Source organism: Jannaschia sp. R86511 (assembly GCF_042466345.1).
Classification (GTDB): domain Bacteria; phylum Actinomycetota; class Actinomycetes; order Actinomycetales; family JBBAYJ01; genus Aquipuribacter.
In genome coordinates this window covers 386,262-407,838 of sequence record NZ_JAXHCD010000001.1, presented here as the reverse complement: position 1 = coordinate 407,838, position 21,577 = coordinate 386,262, and the positions used below count along the sequence as shown (strand labels likewise).

General features: G+C 75.8%; 21 protein-coding genes and 2 pseudogenes. 10 read left to right on the top strand and 13 right to left on the bottom strand.

What is annotated here, in order from left to right; translation table 11 throughout:
• Positions 1 to 308: 308 nt before the first annotated feature.
• Positions 309 to 1,682 (bottom strand): NAD(P)/FAD-dependent oxidoreductase, encoded by a 1,374-nt coding sequence (locus SJY06_RS02015; protein WP_380164114.1) that lies wholly within the window; start codon positions 1,680 to 1,682, stop codon positions 309 to 311.
• Positions 1,683 to 1,914: 232 nt separating this feature from the next.
• Here SJY06_RS02015 and map point away from each other — a divergent pair, with 232 nt between their 5' ends.
• Complete coding sequence (map, locus tag SJY06_RS02010; protein ID WP_380164112.1) at positions 1,915 to 2,682, top strand: type I methionyl aminopeptidase; 768 nt, start codon at positions 1,915 to 1,917, stop codon at positions 2,680 to 2,682.
• Between the two features lie 28 nt (positions 2,683 to 2,710).
• Here the strand turns inward: map and def are convergent, their stop codons facing one another.
• Positions 2,711 to 3,352 carry a peptide deformylase gene (def, locus tag SJY06_RS02005; protein WP_380164110.1) on the bottom strand — a complete coding sequence of 214 codons (642 nt, stop codon included), beginning with the start codon at positions 3,350 to 3,352 and terminating at the stop codon, positions 2,711 to 2,713.
• A 9-nt stretch (positions 3,353 to 3,361) separates the two neighbouring features.
• Positions 3,362 to 4,249: an LLM class flavin-dependent oxidoreductase gene (locus SJY06_RS02000; RefSeq protein WP_380164108.1), complete on the bottom strand. Its 888-nt coding sequence runs from the start codon at positions 4,247 to 4,249 to the stop codon at positions 3,362 to 3,364.
• Between the two features lie 77 nt (positions 4,250 to 4,326).
• Here SJY06_RS02000 and SJY06_RS01995 point away from each other — a divergent pair, with 77 nt between their 5' ends.
• Positions 4,327 to 4,956, top strand: coding sequence for a hypothetical protein (locus tag SJY06_RS01995; protein WP_380164106.1), 630 nt, complete (start codon positions 4,327 to 4,329; stop codon positions 4,954 to 4,956).
• Here the strand turns inward: SJY06_RS01995 and SJY06_RS01990 are convergent.
• Both SJY06_RS01990 and SJY06_RS01985 read right to left on the bottom strand, forming a co-directional pair.
• Positions 4,920 to 6,167 carry a hypothetical protein gene (locus SJY06_RS01990; RefSeq protein WP_380164104.1) on the bottom strand — a complete coding sequence of 416 codons (1,248 nt, stop codon included), beginning with the start codon at positions 6,165 to 6,167 and terminating at the stop codon, positions 4,920 to 4,922. The two genes, SJY06_RS01995 and SJY06_RS01990, sit on opposite strands and share 37 nt — an antisense overlap.
• Before the next feature lie 106 nt (positions 6,168 to 6,273).
• Positions 6,274 to 7,410 (bottom strand): winged helix DNA-binding domain-containing protein, encoded by a 1,137-nt coding sequence (locus SJY06_RS01985; protein WP_380164102.1) that lies wholly within the window; start codon positions 7,408 to 7,410, stop codon positions 6,274 to 6,276.
• Between the two features lie 55 nt (positions 7,411 to 7,465).
• Between SJY06_RS01985 and SJY06_RS01980 the strand changes: the two genes are divergently transcribed.
• On the top strand, positions 7,466 to 8,440 hold the full coding sequence (locus tag SJY06_RS01980; protein ID WP_380164100.1) for a nucleoside hydrolase: 975 nt from the start codon (positions 7,466 to 7,468) through the stop codon (positions 8,438 to 8,440).
• 22 nt (positions 8,441 to 8,462) lie between these two features.
• Here SJY06_RS01980 and SJY06_RS01975 read toward each other — a convergent pair whose 3' ends face one another.
• Both SJY06_RS01975 and SJY06_RS01970 read right to left on the bottom strand, forming a co-directional pair.
• The gene (locus tag SJY06_RS01975) at positions 8,463 to 9,338 is read right to left on the bottom strand and encodes a Gfo/Idh/MocA family protein (protein ID WP_380164098.1); all 876 of its coding nucleotides are present in this window, start codon (positions 9,336 to 9,338) and stop codon (positions 8,463 to 8,465) included.
• Positions 9,335 to 9,847 (bottom strand): GNAT family N-acetyltransferase, encoded by a 513-nt coding sequence (locus SJY06_RS01970; RefSeq protein WP_380164096.1) that lies wholly within the window; start codon positions 9,845 to 9,847, stop codon positions 9,335 to 9,337. Before SJY06_RS01970 ends, SJY06_RS01975 begins: the two co-directional genes overlap by 4 nt.
• 80 nt (positions 9,848 to 9,927) lie before the next feature.
• Between SJY06_RS01970 and SJY06_RS01965 the strand changes: the two are divergent.
• Positions 9,928 to 10,191 (top strand): annotated as a pseudogene (locus SJY06_RS01965) (NUDIX domain-containing protein); the annotation flags it as partial.
• A gap of 115 nt (positions 10,192 to 10,306) precedes the next feature.
• Positions 10,307 to 10,741: a putative quinol monooxygenase gene (locus SJY06_RS01960; RefSeq protein ID WP_380164094.1), complete on the top strand. Its 435-nt coding sequence runs from the start codon at positions 10,307 to 10,309 to the stop codon at positions 10,739 to 10,741.
• A gap of 414 nt (positions 10,742 to 11,155) precedes the next feature.
• Here the strand turns inward: SJY06_RS01960 and SJY06_RS01955 are convergent, their stop codons facing one another.
• Together SJY06_RS01955 and SJY06_RS01950 are read right to left on the bottom strand one after the other, a co-directional pair.
• A complete protein-coding gene (locus tag SJY06_RS01955; protein ID WP_380164092.1) occupies positions 11,156 to 11,440 on the bottom strand; it encodes a hypothetical protein in 285 nt (94 codons plus the stop codon).
• 98 nt (positions 11,441 to 11,538) lie between these two features.
• A complete protein-coding gene (locus tag SJY06_RS01950) occupies positions 11,539 to 12,852 on the bottom strand; it encodes a PspC domain-containing protein (protein ID WP_380164090.1) in 1,314 nt (437 codons plus the stop codon).
• Positions 12,853 to 13,020: 168 nt separating this feature from the next.
• Here SJY06_RS01950 and SJY06_RS01945 point away from each other — a divergent pair, with 168 nt between their 5' ends.
• The 4 genes from SJY06_RS01945 (at position 13,021) to SJY06_RS01930 (ending at position 16,485) form a co-directional block, all read left to right on the top strand.
• Positions 13,021 to 14,349 carry a PspC domain-containing protein gene (locus SJY06_RS01945; protein WP_380164088.1) on the top strand — a complete coding sequence of 443 codons (1,329 nt, stop codon included), beginning with the start codon at positions 13,021 to 13,023 and terminating at the stop codon, positions 14,347 to 14,349.
• On the top strand, positions 14,346 to 15,071 hold the full coding sequence (locus SJY06_RS01940) for a LuxR C-terminal-related transcriptional regulator (RefSeq protein WP_380164086.1): 726 nt from the start codon (positions 14,346 to 14,348) through the stop codon (positions 15,069 to 15,071). The genes SJY06_RS01945 and SJY06_RS01940 overlap by 4 nt, the downstream gene beginning before the upstream one ends.
• Positions 15,072 to 15,094: 23 nt before the next feature.
• Entirely contained in the window at positions 15,095 to 15,976 is an 882-nt protein-coding gene (locus tag SJY06_RS01935) for an rRNA (guanine-N1)-methyltransferase (RefSeq protein ID WP_380164084.1), read from the top strand.
• A 185-nt stretch (positions 15,977 to 16,161) separates the two neighbouring features.
• The gene (locus SJY06_RS01930) at positions 16,162 to 16,485 is read left to right on the top strand and encodes a TfoX/Sxy family protein (protein ID WP_380164082.1); all 324 of its coding nucleotides are present in this window, start codon (positions 16,162 to 16,164) and stop codon (positions 16,483 to 16,485) included.
• 62 nt (positions 16,486 to 16,547) lie between these two features.
• Here the strand turns inward: SJY06_RS01930 and SJY06_RS01925 are convergent, their stop codons facing one another.
• Positions 16,548 to 17,453, bottom strand: coding sequence for an aldo/keto reductase (locus tag SJY06_RS01925; protein ID WP_380164080.1), 906 nt, complete (start codon positions 17,451 to 17,453; stop codon positions 16,548 to 16,550).
• Positions 17,454 to 17,466: 13 nt separating this feature from the next.
• Positions 17,467 to 18,321, bottom strand: a complete 855-nt coding sequence (locus tag SJY06_RS01920; protein WP_380164078.1) for a DsbA family protein — start codon at positions 18,319 to 18,321, stop codon at positions 17,467 to 17,469.
• Positions 18,322 to 18,390: 69 nt separating this feature from the next.
• On the opposite strand from SJY06_RS01920, the gene SJY06_RS01915 reads away from it, so the two are divergent.
• Positions 18,391 to 19,215: an endo alpha-1,4 polygalactosaminidase gene (locus SJY06_RS01915; RefSeq protein WP_380164076.1), complete on the top strand. Its 825-nt coding sequence runs from the start codon at positions 18,391 to 18,393 to the stop codon at positions 19,213 to 19,215.
• 45 nt (positions 19,216 to 19,260) lie between these two features.
• On the opposite strand, the gene SJY06_RS01910 is transcribed toward SJY06_RS01915, so the two are convergent.
• On the bottom strand, positions 19,261 to 20,043 hold the full coding sequence (locus SJY06_RS01910) for a LamG-like jellyroll fold domain-containing protein (protein ID WP_380164074.1): 783 nt from the start codon (positions 20,041 to 20,043) through the stop codon (positions 19,261 to 19,263).
• Positions 20,044 to 20,887: 844 nt separating this feature from the next.
• A pseudogene (locus SJY06_RS01905) lies at positions 20,888 to 21,373 on the bottom strand (metallophosphoesterase); the annotation flags it as partial.
• Positions 21,374 to 21,577: the final 204 nt, after the last annotated feature.

Sequence of the window (21,577 nt, the reverse complement as noted above, 5' to 3'; positions counted from 1 at the left end):
TGCCGGGCCCCCAGGCCGGGGGCGTCAGGACCACCATGGGCCGACACCCGAGCAGACAGCAAACCCCCTTGCGACATCAGCAATCCCCCCACACGCCCACTCCCCCCACACGCCCACTCCCCTCGGCGAGAGGGCCGGATCAGCCCGCTCTCACCGCGGTGACGAGACGATCCGGCCCTCTCGGCGAAGGTGCCAGGGGTGCCGACGGTGCCCGGGGTGCCCGGGGTGCCCGGGGTGCCCGGGGTGCCCGGGGTGCCCGGGGTGCGCCGGCAGCCGGGTGCGCAGGGGGGTGCGCAGACGGGCAGGGGTCAGGGGGTCGTGGTGCCCGCCGGGGCCCCCTCGCGGTCCTGGCCGGCGCGCTTCTCCTCGCGGTCGATGACCGTGCGGGCGACGATCTGCTGCCGGGTCACGGCCCGCTGGGTGCGGCCGCGGCCGACGAAGCTGATCGCCCAGTGCAGCAGCGTGGTCACCCGGTTCTTGAACCCGATCAGGTACAGCAGGTGCACGAACAGCCAGGCGACCCAGGCCACGAACCCGGTCAGGTGGATCCGGCCGATCTCGGTGACGGCGGCGAACCGGCTGATGGTGGCCATCGAGCCCTTGTCCTTGTAGCGGAACGGCCCGGGCTCGGGCCGGCCCTGGACGCGGGCGGCGATGGTGCGGGCCGCGTGCTGGCCGGACTGGATGGCGACCTGGGCGACACCGGGCAGGCGGTCCAGGCTCATCAGGTCACCCACGACGAAGATCTCGGGGTGGCCGGGGACGCTGGTGTCCGGCGCGACGACGACGCGGCCCGCGCGGTCGGTCTCGGCGCCGGTGCGCTCGGCGACCAGGCGGCCGAGCGGGTTGGCCTCCACCCCGGCGGCCCACATGATCGTCTCGGCGTCGATGCGCCGCTCGGACCCGTCGGGCGTGACGACGGTCAGGCCGGAGCCGTCCAGGTCGGTGACCCGGGTCCGCAGCCGGACGTCGACCCCCATGCCGCGCAGCCGGTCGCGGGTGTCCTCGGACAGCTTCTCGTGGAACGACGGCAGCACCCGGTCGGCGGCGTCGAGCAGGATGATCCGGCTGGTCGACGGGGCGATGGAGCGGAACTCCCCGCGCAGCGTGCGGTTGGCGAGCTCGGCGATCTGACCCGCCATCTCGACCCCGGTCGGGCCGGCGCCGACCACGACGAAGGTGAGGGCCCGGGCGACCTCCTCGGGCGTGGAGGCCAGCTCGGCCCGCTCGAAGGCGGTGAAGATGCGGCCGCGCAGCTCGAGCGCGTCGTCGACGGTCTTCATGCCGGGGGCGAACTCGGCGAAGTGGCCGTTGCCGAAGTAGGACTGCCCCGCACCTGCGGCCACGACCAGGCTGTCGTAGGGCAGCGTCGTCGTGGTGCCCTCGCCCGCGAAGGTCAGGGTCCGGGCCTCGGCGTCCACGTCCAGGACGTCGCCCAGCAGCACCCGCACGTTGCCCTGGTCGCGCAGGATCTCGCGGGTGGCCGGGGCGATCTCGCCCTCGGACAGGATGCCGGTGGCCACCTGGTAGAGCAGCGGCTGGAACAGGTGGTGCACGGTGCGCGAGACCAGGGTCACGTCGACGTCGGCCCGCTTGAGCTTCTTGGCGGCGAACAATCCGCCGAAGCCGGAGCCGATGATGACGACGCGGTGGCGGGTCGGGGTTCCGGTGCTGGTGCCCATGCGGGTCTCCTTCCGAGCCGGGTGGGTCCCGGCCGCAGTGGTGGCGGTCGGAGCGACGCTGCTCGGGGGTGCTTGTGAAGCGGTGCACAATCTACAACGACGAGGCCCGGGTCCGCCTTCCCGGATCCACGGACCGGACGTCCGCCCGGGTGCGCGTCCGGGGCCTGGGGCGGCCGTCCTAGGCTGGTCCGGTGCAGACGTACGTGCGGGACGACGTGAGCGGGGGGTCGACGTGGTCGAGCTGAAGACACCGGCGGAGATCGAGCGGATGGCCGTCACCGGCCGGTTCGTCGCCCAGGTCCTGGCCGACCTGTCGGCCGCGGCCGAGCCGGGCGTCAACCTGATGGACCTGGAGCGGCAGGCGCGGCGCATGGTCAGCGACCGCGGCGCGGTCAGCTGCTACTGGGACTACTCGCCGTCGTTCGGGCGCGGCCCGTTCCGCAACGTCATCTGCCTGTCGGTCGACGACGCGGTGCTGCACGGGATGCCGCACGACCACGTCCTGGCCGACGGCGAGCTGCTCACCCTGGACTTCGCGGTGTCGATCGACGGCTGGGTGGCCGACGCGGCCACGACGGTCCCGGTGGGCGAGCCGCGGCCCGGTGACGCGCGGCTGGTCGAGTCGACCCGCACGGCGCTGGCCGCCGGGATCGCGGCCGCCGTGCCGGGAGCCCGGATGGGCGACGTGTCCGCCGCCGTGGGGGCGGTGGCCGACGAGCACGGCTACCCCGTGAGCCTCGAGCTCGGCGGGCACGGCCTGGGGCGCACCATGCACGAGGACCCGCACGTGGCCAACTACGGTCGCCCGGGCCGGGGCTTCCCGCTGCGGCCGGGCCTGACCCTGGCGATCGAGCCGTGGTGGTCCGCGACCTGCGACGAGCTCGTGGTCGACCCGGACGGCTGGACCCTGCGGCTGGCCGACGGCTCGCCCGGGGCGCACTCGGAGCACACCATCGCGGTCACCGAGGACGGCCCCCGGGTCCTCACCGCGTTCGACTGACAGCTCGGGGCCTGGCGCAGGTCCGGCCTCAGCCGGCCGGTCGGGGCCGCCGGGCCGCGCGGGCCTCGCGGGCGGCCAGCACCGACTCGCGCTGCCGGCGGGAGCGTTCGATCGTCCGGTGCCGGGTGGCCGGGTCGAGCAGGTCGACGTACAGCGTCCCCTGCAGGTGCTGCACCTCGTGCTGCAGGCAGCGGGCCAGGTAGTCGCGGGCCTCCACGGCCACCGGCCGCGCGTCCAGGTCCAGCCCGCGCAACCGCACCCAGGCGGGCCGGGCCAGCGGCACATGGGGGCCGGGCACGGACAGGCAGCCCTCGAGGTCCTCGTCGAGGCCGCCGAACGCGCCCATCACCTCCACCACGGGGTCGAAGACGTGGCCGACGTGGCGGGTGCCGTCGGCCCCGAGGAGGTCGTAGACGAACAGCTGGACGTCGAGGTCGACCTGGTTGGCGGCCAGCCCGACGCCCTCGGCCACCCACATCGTGGCGAACATGTCGTCCACCACGGGAGCCCAGCGCGCACGGTCCGGGCGGCCCACCGCTCGGCAGGGCCGGGCCAGGATCGCCTCGCCGACCTCGGTGACGCGCATCGGGGTGCCGCGTCGGACCTCGTCGAGGACCTCCGGCAGGACGCCGACGGGGCGGCCGTTGACCACGGCGGGGGCGGCGGGCATGCGGTGAACCTACGACGCCGCCGGGTCCCGCAGCGAGGGCAGCCGGGCGGCGACGGCCTCGAGGACCGACTCCTCGCCCGCGTAGACGCCGCGGGCCCGCGGCCAGTGGGTGACGACGTCGGTGAACCCCAGCCCGGCCGCCCGGTCCACGGTGCGCAGGAACTCGTCGACCGAGGCCAGGGCGTAGGCGCCGGCGTCGACGCTCAGGTAGCGGTCGACGCTGCCGGGCGCCCGGCCCGCGGCCTCCAGGGTCTCGCCGAAGCGGACCGAGGCCTCGGCGACGCCGTCCCACCACCGCTCCACCGGGGTGCCGGTGGCCGGTCCGGTGGTGGCCCAGCCCTGGCCGAACCGGGCCGCCAGGGCCATCCCGCGGGGTCCGTTGGCGGCCACGACGAACGGCAGCCGGGGCTCGCTCGGCCCGCCCGGCAGCATCCGGGCGTCCTCGGCCGCGTAGTGCTCGCCGCGCCAGGTCGTGGACGTCTCGCGCAGCAGCCGGTCGAGCAGCTCGACGAACTCGGCGAACCGGGCCGTCCGCTCGGGCAGCGGCAGCGGCGGCGAGCCCAGCACGGTCGCGTCCGCCCCCGAGCCGCCGGAGCCCACCCCGAGCACGAACCGGCCGCCGCTGATGTCGTCCAGGGTCATCAGCTCCTTGGCGAACGGCACCGGGTGGCGGAAGTTGGGGCTGGCCACCCAGGTCCCGAGCCGGATCCGCGACGTGGCGGTGGCCGCGGCGACCAGGGTGGGCACGGTCGCGAACCACGGCTCGTCGCGCAGCGTCCGCCAGGACAGGTGGTCGTAGGTCCAGGCGTGGTCGAAGCCCCACTCCTCCAGGCGGCGCCACCGGTGCACCTGCTCGGCCCAGGGTTGCTGCGGGAGGATGACGACGCCGACTCTCACCCGCGGAGCGTAGGTGAGGCCTAGGCTCGACTCGTCCCGTGCGGTGCCTGCCGCCGGGCTGCGGGACGGAGGGCGACGTGACCCGATCCAGCCGCGCCGCCGTGGGAGCGGTGGCCGTGCTCGTCCTGGTGCTCGTCGCCGCCGTGTCCGGGCTGGTCGCCCTGGTCGGCTCCGCGCAGCTGCGTGACGACACCGCCTCGACGGGGTTCGAGGACCCCGGCACGGACCTGTTCCCCGACCCCGTGACGGTCCGGGCGGAGGTGCTGGACGTCGACGGCGTCCCCGCGGACGGCTGGCTGTCGGTGGACGTCGCGTTCGAGACCGAGGACGGCGGGCGTGAGGTCGCCACCGTCGACCTGGGTGAGCAGGAGGCCGACGCGGCCCGGCCGCAGGTGGGCGACACCATCGAGGTCGTGCACGAGCGCTCCGACCCGAGCTGGGTGCTCCGGGCCGACGACCCGATGCTGACCGGCGCGACGGTGGACGAGGGGATCGAGCCGGACCCCCAGGCGTCGCGGGCCGCCGCGCAGGCCCTGGTCGACCGGACCCGGGCCCTGTCCCTGGGCAGCCTGGGGCTTGCCCTGCTGCTGGTCCTGCTCACCGTCGTCGCGGTGCGCCGGGCCCCGGCCTCGCCGGGGTGGGTCGCCCCGCCGGCGCCTCGGACTGAGCGTCAGCAGAGCGGTGAGTCGCCGGCCTCGCCCCGGTAGAGCGTCAGCCCCGCGACCTGCAGCGGCCCGACCAGCTGCGCGTCGACCGTCCGCAGGGTCAGTACCTCGGGGAACGTGACCACGACGGCCCGGGTGCCGGCGCGCAGCCGGCCGTCCACGGCGACCCCGTCGGCGCTCGGCTGACGGCCGGCCCCGGGCGCGGGCGGCTCGGCGCCGAGCAGCCGGGCGGCGACGTCGGCCGGCTGCCCGGGCTCGACGCCGAACGTCGTCGTGAACGCCGCGCCCAGCCCCGAGCCCACGGCCACCACGGCGCCGTCGCCGTCGGTGGCCACCGAGGCCCCCGTCCCGTCGGTCGTCGCCCAGGCATCGCAGCCGCGGACCTGGTCCCGCAGCGGACCGAACGCGAAGGCGTCCGGCTGCGGCTCGAGCAGGTCGGCCCGCTCGTCCGGCTCGACCACCTGGCCCAGGCGCAGCCGGGGCAGACCGTCGACCTCGAACGCGACGACCGGCGCGTCGGGGTCCGCGACCTGCCCCGGCTGCAGCTGCTGGGCGGGGTCGAACAGCCGGCACACGGGCCGGTCGCCCAGACGCACCGAGATCTGGCTGATGCGGCCGCCCGACGGCGTGCCCGGGTCGTACGGCGGGTCGGCGAAGACGACCTCGCCGGCGTCGGTGTCGACGACGACGCTGGTGACGCCGGGGCCGTCGTCGCCCAGCGGGTCCTCGGTGACCACCCGGGCACCGGGCAGCGCGACGGCGTCGGCGACCGGGTCCCCGAGCGTCGGTCCGAGCCACACGTCGGGCAGGGTGCCGGGCGCGTCGACGCGGCCCGACAGCTCGAACAGCGTGACGCCGACGACGTCGTCGCCGTCGGTCTCGACCCGGACGCGGGTGCCGATCCCCAGGGTCACCAGCTCCTCGGTGAGCCCGGTCAGGCTCCGCACGCAGCCCGTCTCCAGGTCCGTCCGCCAGACGGCGGGGTCGACCGGCTCACCCAGCACCAGCCCGGCGAGACCCTCGGGCCCGAGCCGCGGCGCCGCGGCCACCGCGCCGGCCGGGTCGGCCGACCCGTCGCCGGTCGGGGCCGCCGACCCGCCGTCGCTCGGCCCGGCGGACGGAGCGGCGTCGAGCGGGGAGACCGACCCCGCCCCGGAGGCCAGGGTGAGGCCGACCACGACCGCGGCGGCCAGACCGAGCACGACCGCGGTCGCCCGACCGCGACCCCCCGCCGACCCCTCGCCCCGCGCCATGCGACCCCTTGTCCCCGTCGTCGACCCGTCGTTCGTCCACCCCGTCGTCGCCCGGCGACCCGGACGGTCGGTTGCCGACGACCCTACGTCCCGGCTCGTCCCCCGGTCAGGGCAGCCGTGCGTGCGCCCGCCGGGCCGCGGCCTCCACGGCCGGGCTCAGCCCGTCGAACGGCTCCAGCGTCACCTGTCGGGCCGCCCCGGCGCGGGCGGGGACGTGGCGCCAGGTGCCGACCGCCTGGCCGGCGTCGACGACGGTGGCGCGGAACACCCCGTTGCCGCCGGGCACGACCCGGGCGGTGTGCGGCGCGGGCACCACGAGGCTGCGGTCGGCGTAGCCCAGGACGTACTCGTCGAACCCGGGCAGCAGCAGCACCTGCTCCGCCTCGTCGCGGTGCTGCGCCAGCCGGTCGGGCACGGCGGGGTCGAGCCAGTGCTCGACGCCGTCCAGGTCCACCGCGGTCAGCCCGTCGCGGGCCAGGGCGAGCCCCGTGCGCGCCTGGCGGACCGTCACCGCGGCCCAGCGGACCAGGTCGGCCACCGTGGCCGGTCCGTGCGAGCGGAAGAAGCGCCCGGCCAGCTCGGCCAGCGCGTCGTCGCCCTCGACCGGCAGACCGGGCCCGACCCGGTCGACCACCCGCACGAACAGCTGCTCCGTGCCCGCCATCGGGCCCAGGCACAGCAGCCCGGTCTGGGCCAGGTGCACGAGGAGGTGATAGCCCCGCTGCCCGGTGGTGGTGATGCCCGCGTCCTCCCAGACCGTCATCAGCTCGGCCCGCCGCAGGCCGGGCGCGTCGGGGCGACCGGCCACGGCCGCGAGCGCCTCGTCGGCCACCCGGACGGCCCGATCCAGGGTGGCGCCGTCGATGGCGAGCTCACGCTGCCGGGTGGCGAACCGCGCCACCATCCGCGCCGCAGTGGTCCGCAGCAGCCAGCGGACGTCGTCCGCCGCGACCAGGTGCAGCGTGCCCCGCATCGGCCAGGTCCGGACCACGGTGCCGGCGTCGAGCGCGGCGACCACCTCGTCGAGGGACCGGGACGACGTCCGCAGCGCCACCGAGGTCAGCGCGCCGGGCAGGTCCTGCGCCTGCAGCGCCGTCAGGTTCCGGACGACGTCCAGCGGGCCCGTCCCCGCCGGCACCCCGACCAGGCCCTGCGCGACCAGGCGCAACAGGCCGACCTCGCGCGCGGTCACGGCCGGGTTCGCGGTGGCGGTGGTGGTGGTCGAGGCGGGGGCCCGGGGCATCCGGTCATGGTGCCCCCTGGGGCCGACACCTGGACCCGTCCCCGATCATCGACGCATGCCCGATCCGGACGACCACCAGACCGACCCCCCGCCACCCGCCCCGGTGCCCGTGGTGCTGGACTGCGACCCCGGCCACGACGACGCGCTCGCCCTGCTGCTGGCCCACGCCGACCCCCGCGTCGACCTGCGCGCGGTGACGGTGGTGCACGGCAACCAGACCGTCGACAAGTGCCTGCGCAACGCGCTCGCCGTGTGCACGTTGGCCGGCATCACCGACGTGCCCGTGGCGCGCGGGGCGGACCGCCCGCTGGTCCGACCGCTGCGGGTCGCGCCGGACATCCACGGCGAGTCCGGGCTGGACGGCCCCGACCTGCCCGTGCCGACCGTGGTCGCCGACCCCCGCGACGCGGTCACCCTGCTGCACGACGTGCTCACCGCGGCGGAGCAGCCGGTCACCGTGGTCGCCACCGGGGCGCTGACCAACGTGGCGATGCTGCTGCGTGCCCACCCCGAGGTGGTGCGGTCGGTGCGCGGGGTGGTGTGGATGGGCGGGTCGACCGGGCGGGGCAACATCACCCCGTTCGCGGAGGCGAACGCGGCCAACGACCCGGAGGCGGCGCAGCACGTCCTGGACTCCGGCGTGCCGTTCACCATGGTCGGTCTCGACGTCACCCACCAGGCCCTGGTGACCGCCGACGTGCTGGGCCGGCTGCGCGCGCTCGGCACCCCGCTGGCGCGGACCTGCGTCGGCTGGCTGACGTTCTTCGCCGGCACCTACGACGAGCAGTTCGGCATGCCCGACCCGCCGCTGCACGACCCGGTCGCCGTCGCGCGCGTCCTCGACCCGGCCCTGGTCCGGGTCGTGCGGACCCACCTGGTCGTGGAGACCGAGGGCCGGTGGACGTCCGGGGCCACCGTGGCCGACCTGCACGGCTACTCCGGGCGGGCGGCCAACGCCGACGTCGCGCTCGGGCTGGACCGGGACGGGTTCTTCGACCTGCTGGTGGCGGCCGTCGCGTCCTACGGCTGAGTCGGCTCCGTCGGCCGAAGCCTCAGCCGTCCAGCTGCTCCTGCGCCGCGGCCAGCACCCGCACCACCTCGGCCCCGAAGCGGGCGTCGCAGGGGTGCGCCGGACCGCCGCCCGCAGCCGTGACGAGCGACCGCAGCGCCGACGACAGCGCGGCGACCGGTCCGACCTGGTCGTGCTCGGCCGGCACCGCGGCCCAGCCGTTCTCGCCGTACACGTCGAAGCGCAGCGTGGCCGCGGCCTCGGGGACGGTGTGGCTCAGGGTGGCCACGCTCGAGGCGTCCTCCCCGTGCCGCAGCGACAGGTGCACGGTGTCCGCCGGACCGCGGGCGGCCGTCACCGCGGTGACCGGACCCAGCACGGGCAGCAGCAGGGACAGCGCGTGCGGGCCGACGTCCCACAGCGCGCCGTGCTCCTGGCGCCAGGGCGAGTCACCGAACGGGCTGCCGGCCAGGTGGCCGACGAAGTGGGTCGCCGCCCCGCTCCAGCCGCCCTGCGCCACCACGTCGTCCAGCCAGGCCACGACCGGGGCCTTGTGCCGCATGGTGACGAAGACAGTGGTCGCGACGCCGGCGTCGGCCGCGGCCGCGGTGACCGCGTCGGCCTGCTCGACGGTCAGTGCGGTCGGCTTCTCCAGCAGCAGGTGGCAGCCGGCCCGGGCGGCCTGCACCGCGAGCGGGGCCTGGACCGACGGCGGGACGGCGAACATGACGGCGTCGACGTCGGCGAACAGCGACGCCGGGTCCGCGTGGGCCCTCAGCCCGTACCGCTGCGCCAGCGTGCTGGTCCGGGCCGGGTCGCGGCCCCAGACGCCCACCAGCTCGACCTCCGCCGTGTCGACCACGGCGGCGGCGTGCACCTCGGCCGCCCAGTGACCCGTCCCGACGAGCCCGACCCTCATGCCGTCTCCTCCCGGCGGCGGTCGCGGGCCCGCCAGACGACGGCCAGCGCCGGGTCACCGGTGGGGCCCGCGTCCACCCGCTGCACGAGGAAGCCCTCGCGGTCGTAGAAGGCGGCCGCCCGCTCGTTGGCGGCGAAGTGCTCGATCCAGACCCGCTCGACCCCCGCGGGCAGCTGCTGCTCCAGGGCGTCGACCAGGCGTGGGCCCAGACCGCGCCCTCGTAGGGCCGGGTCGACGTAGAGCTTGTAGATGACGTGCTCGCCCTCGTACCGGCCGCGTTGCGCCACCCCGACGACCGTCCGGTCCGCCTCCGCCACGACGAGGGTCCCGTCGTCGACGGCCGAGCCGATGTGCTCGGCGCTCCACCAGGTGTCGTGCTGCGACGCGGCGGCCGCCGCCCCGATCAGGGGCACGTAGTGGGGCTGCACCACCCGCTCGCCGAACCGGAGGACGTCGTCGACGTCCGCTCCGGTCGCGTCCCTCACCGTCGTCCCGTCGACCTCGGCCACGCCGCCCACCCCGTCCCGTCCGGTCCCGTGTCCCGCCCCGCCCAGCATGCCAGCGTCTCCGCTGGACCGGCACGCGCCCCGTGGCCTGGCAGGGTGGGTACGTGTCCCAGCCAGGCAGCGCCGAGCACGTCGTGGTCACCGGTCTGCTGCGTCGCGACGGCCGCGCGCTGCTGGTGCACCGCTCGCCGTCGCGGCGCTGGTACCCCGATGCCTGGGACCTGCCCGGCGGTCACGTCGAGCCCGGTGAGGCCCCGGAGCGTGCGCTGGAGCGCGAGCTGGCCGAGGAGCTCGGCATCCGGGCGACCGTGGCCGGTGAGCGGTTCGCCCACGTGCGGGGCGACGACTTCCGGATGGACGTCTGGGTGCTGGACCGCTGGACCGCTGGACCGCTGGAGCGGGGAGCCGACCAATCAGGACCCGCTCGAGCACGACGCGCTGGCCTGGCTGGATGCGCGGGAGATGGCCGGGCTCCGCCTGGCCGACCCGCGGCTGCCGCAGCTCGTCCGGGCCGCCCTGGAGCTGCCGACCCGCACCGGGAAGCCCGACACCGTCGCGGCAGACGCCGCAACCGAGGAGGAGCACGTGCAGGGACTCGTCGTCAGGTTCGACCTCCGAGACGAAGGGGCGGCCGAGGAGTTCGACTCGCTGGTCGCACGGACGCTCCCGCTGATCCAGGAGCGGGAGCCGGGCACGTTGCAGTACGCCGTCCACCGCGTCGGGTCCGAGCCCCTGGCGCGGGTCTTCTACGAGCTGTACGCCGATGCCGGGGCGTTCGCGGACCACGAGGCGGCACCCCACGTCCGCTCCATGCTCGACGCCTTCGGTGCCCTGCTGGCCGCCGAGCCCCGGGTGGAGCACTTCGTGTCGTCAGCAGGCAAGAACCTGCCGGGATGAGCAGCTCCGGCGAGCACGTGGTGCCCTTGGGTCAACCGTGTCGTGACTTCCCGGGCCCACCTTCGTCTAGACGTCGGTAGGCCTCTGTGACCGGGACTCTCGCAGCCGGTCAGCGCGAAGCGCCTGCGTCACGCCTTGCCGAACTGCTGACCTGACGACGAAGTGCAGGACGTAGAAGAAGACGGCCAGAAGCACGACGAGGAGCACGAGACCTGAGAGTTCCCCCACCCGTCGAACGCTAGTGCGCCCGGGGCGCACCGCCTACCCACCTCGGACGCCGTACGGAGACGCTGGCCCCCCTCTGGTCGCACCGGGGTGGCGAGCGAGACCCCCGAGCCCGGTGCGACCGCCGCAGGGCCGTGGGGGCTCGGGTCCGGAGAGAGTCGCGTCCGGCAGGCGGGCGGGCCTGGCTCCTCAGCGTCGACGCAACCCCGTGAGGACCGCGCCGAGGACCAGCAGGAGGCCCAGGGCGACCATCCCGACGGGCAGGCCGTACGACAGGTCCACGGTCAGCTCGGTCACCTCGCGGACCAGCAGCAGGCCGGCGACGGCCAGCACGACCAGGCCCCAGGCGAGGGTGCCGACGGCGGGGCCGACCGGCTCGAGAGGACGGGCCGGGTCGCCCGTCGCGGGGGACGTCGGGGACGTCGGGGACGTCGGGGACGTCGAGGACGTCGGGGACGTGGGGTCTGAGCTCACGGGGTCCTCCAGAGGTGGGTGCGTGCTGCTGGCGGTGGGGTCTGACGGGCGGGTCGGGGACGCCGCGCCGGAGGAGGCCGCGGGCTCGTCGGCGGCGCTCACGGCCGGGCCACCGTGACGACCTCGACGTCGCCGACCAGGACGCGGGCGTCGACGACGACCTGCGGGTCCGGCTGGTCGTCCAGGGTCCACGCCGTCAGCAGGCCGTCGCGGCCGCCGGTGGCGGTGCTGTCGTCCGGCCTCATCCGGGCGGTCCGGACCGCGGTCGCGGCCTCGACCACGACGTCGAGGTCCTCCGGGACGCGCACCTGCAGGGAGCCCACCCCCACGCGCACGGGCACCTGCACGGCGGCGCCCTCGGGCAGGTCCGCGAGCCGGGTCAGGTCGAGCACGGCCTCACCCACGCCGAGCGCCCCGCCGCGCTCGGCCGCGGTCTGGCTCACAGGCCGCCAGGTGACGTCGCCGGCGGCCTGGGCGGTGCGCCAGCTCGGCACCAGCAGCACGGTGGCCACGATCACCAGCACCAGGAAGGCGGCCCCGCCCACCGAGCCGTCCCGGCGCCCGGCCAGGCCGAGCCCCACCAGCGCCAGGCCGAGCACGGTCAGCGCGGCGCACGCGGCCAGCAGCCACGGCCGCCCGAGCAGCAGGTCCGCCTCCGCGGCCAGCCACACCCCGCCGCCGACCAGGAGCGCCGTCCCGGTGACGGCCGACGCCACCGCCGGGCCGGGACCCTTCCGCTGCGGGACCAGGGGCGTGCGAGGCGCCGGCGGCGGGCCGGTCGGCCGGTCCGGGCCCGTCGAACGGCCGGCGCCCGTCGGGTACGTCGGTCCCGGCGGCGCTGGCGGTGCGCTCGAGGCCCAGCGGTCGGCGGTCGGACCGGTGGGAGACGGACCCGCGGTGGTGGTGCCGTCGGGCGCCGGGGCCGAGCTCGACGTGCGGCTGCTCCGCTCGATGACCTCGCGCAGCCGGGGCAGGTAGGCCAGGCCGATGACCAGCAGGGTGCCGACCAGCAGGGCGCCGACCAGCTCGCCCCCGTCGACCAGGGCGTCCCCGCGCCACACCTCCCACGGCACGGGCACGACCATGGCCAGCAGCAGCAGGGCGACCGCCCCGACCGTGGTGCCGGTCAGGTCGCCGTAGCTCGCCCGCTCCAGCTCGATGCGGCCGTCGTGGTCCGGCAGCAGCACGAGCGCCACCGCGTACACGGCGATCCCGGCGCCGCCCAGCAGGGTCAGGGCGAGCACGCCGACGCGGACCAGGACCGGGTCGACGCCCAGCCGGCGCGCGACCCCGGCGCAGACCCCGCCCACCCACCGGTCGTCGGCGGGACGACGGATGCCGGAGCGGCGCAGGGCGTCCCAGAACGGCTGGATGCCGCCGGCGGGGCGGGTCGAGGGGTCGGTGTCGGTCACGGGGTCCGGACTACCTGTCGGTTCCATGGCTCGAGCCTGGCCGCCGGCGCCACCCCGGGGCATCGGGGACGACCCTGGGACCACCCTGGTCCTCGGGTCGGTACCTCGGGGTCGGTACCCGGGTCGCTCCCTGGTCCCCGTCGCCGTCCGCGGGGGCAGGATGGGGTGATGGACCCCGCGCCGCGACCCCCGCTGCGCCGCCGCACGCAGGGCCGCCTGGTCGGCGGGGTCGCGGCCGGGGTCGCGGACCACCTGGGCATGCCGGTGCCCGCGGCCCGCCTGGGCTTCGTCGGCCTGGCCCTGGTGATGGGCGCCGGGGTGCTGGCCTACCTGCTGCTGTGGCTGGTGGTCCCGCCGGCGCCCGCCCCGCCCGGGTCCCGGGCGCCTCGGGGTGCGGGCGTCACCGTCACGGACGGCAGGGCGGCGGACGGCGAGGTCACGGAGGCCGCGGACGGTGCGGCGACCGACGGCACGCCGACGGCGGCCGGGCGGTGGGGCCGGTTCGTGCCGGACACCGAGACCGGCGCCTGGCTGCTGTGGGGGGTCGTCCTGCTCGTCGTCGGGCTGGTGGCGCTGGCCGACCGCGCTGGTTGGGGGCTGGGCCTGGCCACGGCCGTGCCCGCCGCCCTGGCGATCGCCGGTGCCGTGCTGGTCTGGACGCACCTGGACGGCACCGTCCGGACCCGCTGGGTGGCCGGCGCCACCGGCGGCACCCCCGGCGGCGGGCTCCGGCTGGCCGTCGGGCTGCTGCTGGCCGTGACGGGCCTGCTGCTGCTGGCGCTGACCGGAACCGACGCGGCGGCGCTCGGGCCGGCGACCCTGGCCACCCTCGCCGTGGTCACGGGTCTCGCGCTGCTGCTGGCCCCGTGGGCGCTGCGGCTGTGGCGCAACCTGGAGTCGGAGCGCGCGGCCCGGGTGCGCGAGACCGAACGGGCCGACATCGCCGCCCACCTGCACGACTCGGTGCTGCAGACCCTGGCCCTGATCCAGCGCCGCAGCGACGACCCGGTCGAGGTGGCCCGGCTCGCCCGGGCGCAGGAGCGCGAGCTGCGGGGCTGGCTGTACGGCAGCCGGTCGACGTCGGGCGCCGCGTCCCTGGGGGCCGCGGTCGAGCAGGTCGTGGCCCAGGTCGAGGACGACCACGCGGTGCCGGTGGAGGTCGTCGTCGTGGGCGACCGCCCCCTGGACCCGGCCGTGGAGGCGCTGGTCCAGGCCGTCCGCGAGGCCACCCTGAACGCGGTCCGCCACGGTCGGCCTCCGGTGCGGGTCTACGTCGAGGTCGCCGACGACGCCGTGCAGGCGTTCGTGTCCGACCGGGGCGACGGTTTCGACCCCGACGACGTGCCGCCGGACCGGCTGGGCGTGCGCGAGTCCGTGGTGGGCAGGATGGTGCGCGCCGGCGGGTCCGCCCGGGTCCGTCCGGCCCCCGCCGGGGGCACCGAGGTGGTGCTGGAGCTGCCGGTGCGGCAGCCCGCCGGTCACGAGGAGGCCCGATGAACGACCCGACGCCCGTCCCCGACGGCTCGACGAGCGGGACGACGGACCTGTCGACGGGCCGCGCCGTGACCCTCGTCCTGGTGGACGACCACCGCATGGTCCGCAGCGGCGTCCGCGCCGAGCTCGAGGTCGACCTGCAGGTGCTGGCCGAGGCCGCCGACGTCGACGAGGCCGTCGCCCAGGTCACCCGGCACCGTCCCGACGTCGTCCTGCTCGACGTCCACCTGCCCGGGGGTGCCGGCGGCGGCGGGGCCGAGGTCCTCACCCGCTGCGCCGGGCTGGAGACCGCCACCGGGCAGCCCGTCCGGTTCCTGGCCCTGAGCGTGTCCGACGCCGCGCAGGACGTCATCTCCGTCATCCGCGCGGGCGCCCGGGGCTACGTCACCAAGACCGTCGACGGGCCCGAGCTGTCGCGCGCGGTCCGCACGGTGGCCGGCGGCGACGCGGTGTTCTCGCCCCGGCTGGCCGGCTTCGTGCTGGACGCGTTCGGGACCGGCGCCGCGGACCTGGCCGCCGTCGACGACGAGCTGGACCGGTTGACGGCCCGCGAGCGCGAGGTGATGCGCCTCATCGCCCGCGGCTACGCCTACCGCGAGGTCGGCAAGGAGCTGTTCATCAGCGTCAAGACCGTCGAGACCCACGTGTCGTCCGTGCTGCGCAAGCTCCAGCTGTCCAGCCGCCACGAGCTGACCCGCTGGGCCGCGGACCGGAGGCTGATCTGAGCGCGCTCGCCGACGTCGCCCCGGTGCTGCGCTGCCCGGTCTGCGCGGGGACGGTGGACCTGCTCGCGCCGGGGGTCGGGCCCCGGGTGCTGGCCTGCGGCGCCGGGCACCGCTTCGACGTCGCCCGGCAGGGGCACGTGGTGCTGCTCAGCGGGGGGACGAAGCTGCGTGCCGACACCGCGGACATGGTGGCCGCGCGCGGTCGCGTCCTCGGTTCGGGCGCGTTCGACGCCGTGACCGACGCCTTGGTGACGGCCCTGGTGCCGGTGCCCGAGGGGTCGCGAGAGGGTGCCGACGACGGATCGGGTCGGGACGGTGCCGGGGCGGGTCTCATCGTCGACCTGGGGGCGGGGCCCGGCACCTACGCCGCGGCCCTGCTCGACGCCCTGCCCCACCACCTCGGCCTCGCGCTGGAGCTGTCGACGCCCGCGCTGCGCGTGGCGGCCCGGACCCACCCGCGCCTGGCCGCGGTCGGGACCGACCTGAGCCGCTCGCTCCCGCTGATGGACGCAGCGGTCGATCGCGACGGGGCGCTGGTGGCTGTGTTCGCGCCCCTGCCGACGGCCGACGAGCTGCGCCGCGTCACCAGGCCGGGCGCACGGCTCGTCGTCGTCACGCCGACACCGGACCACCTGGCGGCCCTGCGGTCCCGGCTGGACCTGCTCGACGTCCCCGCCGGCAAGCCCGACCGGCTCTCGGCCCGTCTCGGCGACGCGTGGACCCCCGCCGGCCGGACGGAGATCGCGTCGGCGGTCGCGTTCACCCCCGCCCAGGCCGCCGACGTGGTCGCGATGGGCCCCAACGCCTGGCACGCCGACGACACCCGCCGCGCCGCCCTCGCCGCCCTGCCCGACCACCTCGACGACACCGTCGCCGTCACCGTCTCCACCTTCACCCGCACCTGAGCGCCAACGTCGACGGCCTGGTCGACGAGATCCGTGGGACGACGGCGACACGCCGGTCCCCAGCCGTCAGGGGACGGATCTCACCCGGGTTGCGAGGCGGGTGAGGCGCAGACGGCGGCAACGCGGACCGGCTAGCGTTCACACCCCGCCCGTGACGTGCTCGGGCGACTCAGGGAGGGACCGCCGTGGCCTACGACGCGGAGCTGGTCGAGCGGGTCGAGGCGGCCCTGCCGGGGCGGGAGCTGCGCGGGGTCCGCATGTTCGGGGGCCTGGCCCTGATGCTGGAGGACCGCATGCTCGTCAGCGTCGGCGCCGACGACCTGCTCGTCCGCGTCGACCCCGCCCGGGACGCCGAGCTGCTCACCCGGCCGGGCGCGCGGCGCGCCACGATGGGCCGGGACCGGTCGATGGGCGAGGGCTGGATCAGCGTGGACCGGCAGGCCCTGGCGTCCGACGAGGACCTCGCGGCCTGGCTCGACGCGGCCCTGCACCACCACGCCCGGCACTGACCCCACCGGCGACGCGCGAGACCCCCGGCCACCGGGCCGGGGGTCTCGTCGGATGCGTCAGGTCAGTCGTCGGTGGGGGGCTGGGTGGCGTCCAGGCGGGCCACCTCGTCCGCGCTCAGCTCGAGCCCGACGGCCTCGGCCGATGCACGCGCCGTCTCGGGCCGCGACGAGCCCGGGATCGGGATGACGTGCGGCGACTTGGCGAGCAGCCACGCGATGGTGACCTGCTGCGGGGTGACGCCGTGCGCCTCGGCGACCTCGGCGAAGTCGGCCAGACCGGGGGTCAGCTCGGCGGCGCTCTTGATGCCGCCCAGCGGGCTCCAGGGCAGGAACGCCAGACCCAGCTCGTCGCACAGCCGCAGCTCGGGCTCGCTGCTGCGGAACGACGGCGAGAACTGGTTCTGCACGCTGACCAGACGGCCGCCCAGCACCTGCTGCGCCTCGCGGATCTGGTCGGGGTCGGCGTTGCTGATCCCGGCCATCTGGATCACGCCCTCGTCGAGCAGCTCCACGAGCGCGCCGACGGACTCCGCGTAGGGCACGTCCGGGTCGGGGCGGTGGAACTGGTGCAGCCCGATGGCCTCGACGCCGAGACGGGTCGCCGACGCCTTGGCCGCGGCCTTGAGGTACTCGGGCCGGCCGTCCTGGGTCCAGGAGCCGTCACCGGGCCGCTTGTGCCCGGACTTGGTGGCCACGAGCACCGTGTCGGCGTCGCCGCCCCAGGACTGCAGCGCCTGGGCGATCAGGGTCTCGTTGTGGCCGATGTCGTCGGCGTGCAGGTGGTAGGCGTCCGCGGTGTCGATGAACGTCACCCCCGCGTCGAGCGAGGCGTGGATGGTCGCGACCGCCCGGTCACGGTCCGGCCGGCCCTCGATGGACATCGGCATGCCGCCGAGGCCGATCGCGGACACCGCGCGCTCGCCGATCGTGCGGGTCGTCAGCGTTCCGTTCGAGGTGGGGCTCGTCATGCGGTGGTGCTCCTCACTGCTGGGGAACTGCCTGCTGCGTACCGGCGGCCGGGTCGGCGGCGTGGTCGGGGACCGCGCAGCCGTCGGGCCCGCAGGCCGCGTCGTCCGCAGCCTGGGTACCCGCCGCGCCGGGGGTCGAACCGTCGGTGGTCGAGCCCGCGCCCACCGGCACGAGGGTGGGGGCCCGGTCGGCCAGCGCCCGGCTCAGGGCCTCGACGAACACCTCGACCGGCTGCGCCCCGGACACCCCGTACCGGCCGTCGACCACCGTGAACGGCACGCCGGTGGCGCCGTAGGCCTGCGCCTGGGCCTGGTCGGCGGCGACGTCGCGGGCGAAGGCGGCGCTGCCCAGGACGTCGTCGACCTGCTGGGCGGGCAGACCGGTCTCGACGGCCAGGTCGCGCAGGACCTCCGGGCGGGACACGTCCAGCCCGTCGGTGAAGTAGGCCCGCAGGAACCGCTCCTTGAGGTGGTCCTGCAGGTCGGCCGAGCCGTCGGCGTCGAGCGAGGCGGCCAGGTGGATCAGCCGGTGGGCGTCGGCCGTGCTGCCACGCACCGCGTGCTCCAGGTGGAAGTCCAGCCCGTCGCCCGCGGCGACCTCGCTGACCCGGGCGTTCATCTGCAGCCCGGCCTCGCGGCCGCCGCCGTACTTCTCGCCGAGGTAGGTGGCCACGTCCGTGCCGTGCCCGGGCTCCCCGGGTCGCGGCGACGTGGGGTCCAGCTGGAACGACCGCCAGACCACGCGGACGTCGGCCCCGGTCTGCTCGACCGCGGCCTCCAGCCGGCGCTTGCCGATGTAGCACCACGGGCACACGACGTCGGACCAGACCTCGACGGTCAGCGGGGCGGGGGAGGTAGGCAGGCTCACGGGGGTGCCAACCGGATCCGGGGGCGGGCTGTTCCGGCCGGCGCCGGGACGGGGAGGACGATAGGAGGCGTGAAGGCCCTGCCGTGGTCCGCCGCCGCCTGCGGCGCCGCCGTCGTCCTGCTGGCCGGCTGCGCCGGCGCACCCGCCGTGCCGGACCTCCCGGCGGGGGTGGCGGTCGACTACCAGCTGGGCGGTGACTACGAGCCGGCGGACGACGTCCGGGTGGTGGTGCGGGACTGGTACGCCGGGGTGCCGCTGGAGCGGGACGACGCGTACTCGCTCTGCTACGTCAACGCGTTCCAGACCCAGGCCGACGACCCGGGCGCCGACCGCCCGGACGAGGACCGCGCCTGGCCGGCGGGTCTGGTCCTGGCGGGGCTGGAGGACCCGGGCTGGCCCGGGGAGCACCTGATCGACCTCGGCACCGAGGACTCGCGCGAGGCCGCCGCGGAGCACTTGGCGCAGATGGTCGACACCTGCGCGGACAAGGGCTTCGACGCGGTCGAGCTGGACAACCTCGACTCCTGGACCCGGTTCGACGACCGGCCGGAGGTGGTGCCGTTCGGCGAGCAGGACGCGCTCGCCTACGCGGGGTTGCTCGCGGACCTCGCCCACGACCGCGGTCTGGCCGTGGCGCAGAAGAACACCCCCGGCCTGAGCGCGCAGCAGGTGGCCGACGTGGGCTTCGACCTGGCCGTGGTCGAGGAGTGCGGGCGCTACGACGAGTGCGACGCCTACGCCGCGGTGCACGGTGACCGGCTGCTGGTCGTGGAGTACACCGACGAGGGGCTGGCCCGCGCCTGCGAGGCCCTGGGTGACCGGGTGGCCGTCGTGCTGCGGGACGCGGGGCTGAGCGTGCCCGGCAGCCCCGGGTACCGCGCCGAGCGCTGCTGAGCCGTTCGCGGTGGGGCCGGTCGCCCGACCCCACCGCGGGCGGGTTCAGCCTCTGGTGCCGTAGCGCCAGGTCACCTCGACGGGCTCCGAGGCGCGGGTGCCCAGCCACTGCCGGACGTCGACGGCGTACGTGCCGGGGCGCTGACGACGCGGCGCCGGCACGGACCAGGTGCCGTCGGTGGCCACCGTGGTGGTCACGGTCAGGTCACCCTCGACCGTCACCACGGAGCCCGGACGACCGGTGCCCTCCAGCGTGGCCACGGGTCGGGAGACGACCGGCGCCGGGCCCTCGACGGTGAGCCCGGTCAGGTCGACGCGGGCGGTCAGCCACTGCGAGGCGGGCAGCGGACGGTCCACGACCCGGGTCTCGCCGATGCAGCCGAGCCACCCGTTGGTGGCGCGGTCGTCCACCCAGTCGCTGCCGAACAGCCAGGGCATGCCGTCCTGCAGGCCGTGGCCCAGGGTGTCGGTGGCGTTGCGCAGCACCGGGGCGCCGTCGACGTACATGGTGGTGCTGCGGTTGGCCGGGTCGTTGACCAGCGCGACGTGGACCCAGCGGTCGAGGATGATCTCGCCGGACCAGCTGGTGCGGTCGCCCTTGCTGGTCTCGACCGGGATCTCGGTCCACTGGAACTCGCGCAGGTTGGACAGGCCGAGGGCGGTCGGCGAGGCGGTCCAGTCCCAGCGGCTCTGCGGCACGCCGATCTTCGACCGGTTGCCCGAGCGGACGAGGGCCTTCATCCAGGCGTTGTCGCTCGCGGCCCAGCTCTCGTCGATGCGCAGGAGCGTCTCGATCGTGTAGCCGTCCTCCAGGTGCGCGTCGTTCACGGAGGCGTCCGGCGCGGTGGTCAGGTAGCTGAGGCGGTTCGCGGCCTGGCTCGAGTTCCGGAAGCACATGGCCTGCCCGGACGCCGAGAACGGGTTGGCGTCGTCGGTGATGACGACGTCGCCGGCCTCGGCCGTGGGCCGAGCCGGACGCGGCGAGCCCGACGCGGGTCAGGTCGTTGCCCGCGGCGACGTCCGGCACGGTGCCACCGGGGGGCAGGACACCCTGGGGCAGGTCCTCGAAGCGCCAGTGCGCCAGCGTGCCGTCGACCACGGGGTAGTCGTCGGTGGCGCCGGGCTGCTCGTTGGTCGAGGTGTCGGGCTCGGTGAACCCGTCCAGGACGATCTCGCGGGCCAGGGCGGTCAGGTTCGGCTCGTCGGCGGACCCGGGGCCGAAGTCGGTGGTGAAGCCGGAGAACCGCTCGGCGAAGTCGATGTCCAGCGTGAACTCCGAGCCGTTGCCGGGCAGGAACGCCGAGTCGAAGGACGTCAGCTTCTCGGCGGGCTTGGACACGACCCACGGCGACGGGCTCTGCACCCGGATCTGGTCTGCGCTCAGGTCGAACTCGAACAGGCCGAGGTAGCCGTTCCCGCCCTCGTAGGCCATCTGGTAGTCCATGACGATCTGCGTGACGTCGTGGCCGAAGTCGTTCTGCTTCACCAGCCGCGTGGCCCCGTGGTAGTGCCCGTTCAAGGTCATGAAGATCTGGTCGTTGGACCGGATCAGCCCCTCCCACAGCCGCAGCCCGTTGGTGGTCTCGCGCGGGGTGACGCCGTCGGCGTCGATGTTGAGCAGGTCGTGCGTGGTCAGGATGACCGGCACGTCCGGGTGCTCGGCCATGACGGCGTCGGCCCAGGCGAGGGTCGCGTCGGAGGCCCGCCAGGACAGGGCGAGCACCATGAGCTCGTTCCCCTCGGCCTCGAACACATGGAACTGGTTCATGCCGGTCGGGTCGCTGCCGCCGTAGGTGGACTGCTCGGCCGCACGCTCGGGGCCGAACCAGCGCAGGTACGGCTCGGCGGCCAGGTCGTACTCCTCGTCGAACAGGTTGTCGTCGGAGTTGCGCACGTCGTGGTTGCCGGCCAGCACCGAGTAGGGCAGGCCACCGTCCTCCAGCGTGGTCATGGCGCGGTCGGCCACCTCCCACTCGCTCTGGGTGTTGACCTGGTCCACGACGTCCCCCAGGTGCGCCACGAACGGGATGCGGAGCTCGTCGGCGTGCTCGACGAGCCACTCGGTCTGCGCGGCGTAGGGGTTGTTGCCCGGGCCGTAGCGGTCCGGGCGCTCGAACTGCGACAGGGCGTAGCGGGAGTAGAACTGCGTGTCGGGCATGACCGCGAGCGTGAACCGGGAGCCGAGGTCGGCCGGGGGCTCGACCGTCGTGGCGGTGCTGGCCGGGGCGAGGGTGAGGCCGGCCAGCAGCACGGCGAGCAGCGACGCCGAGGCGGTGGCCCGGCGCAGCAGGCCGGGCCGGGAGGTGCGTGAGGACATGGTCCAACCGTTCGTCAGGGGGCAGGGGGGAGCGTCCGGACCCTT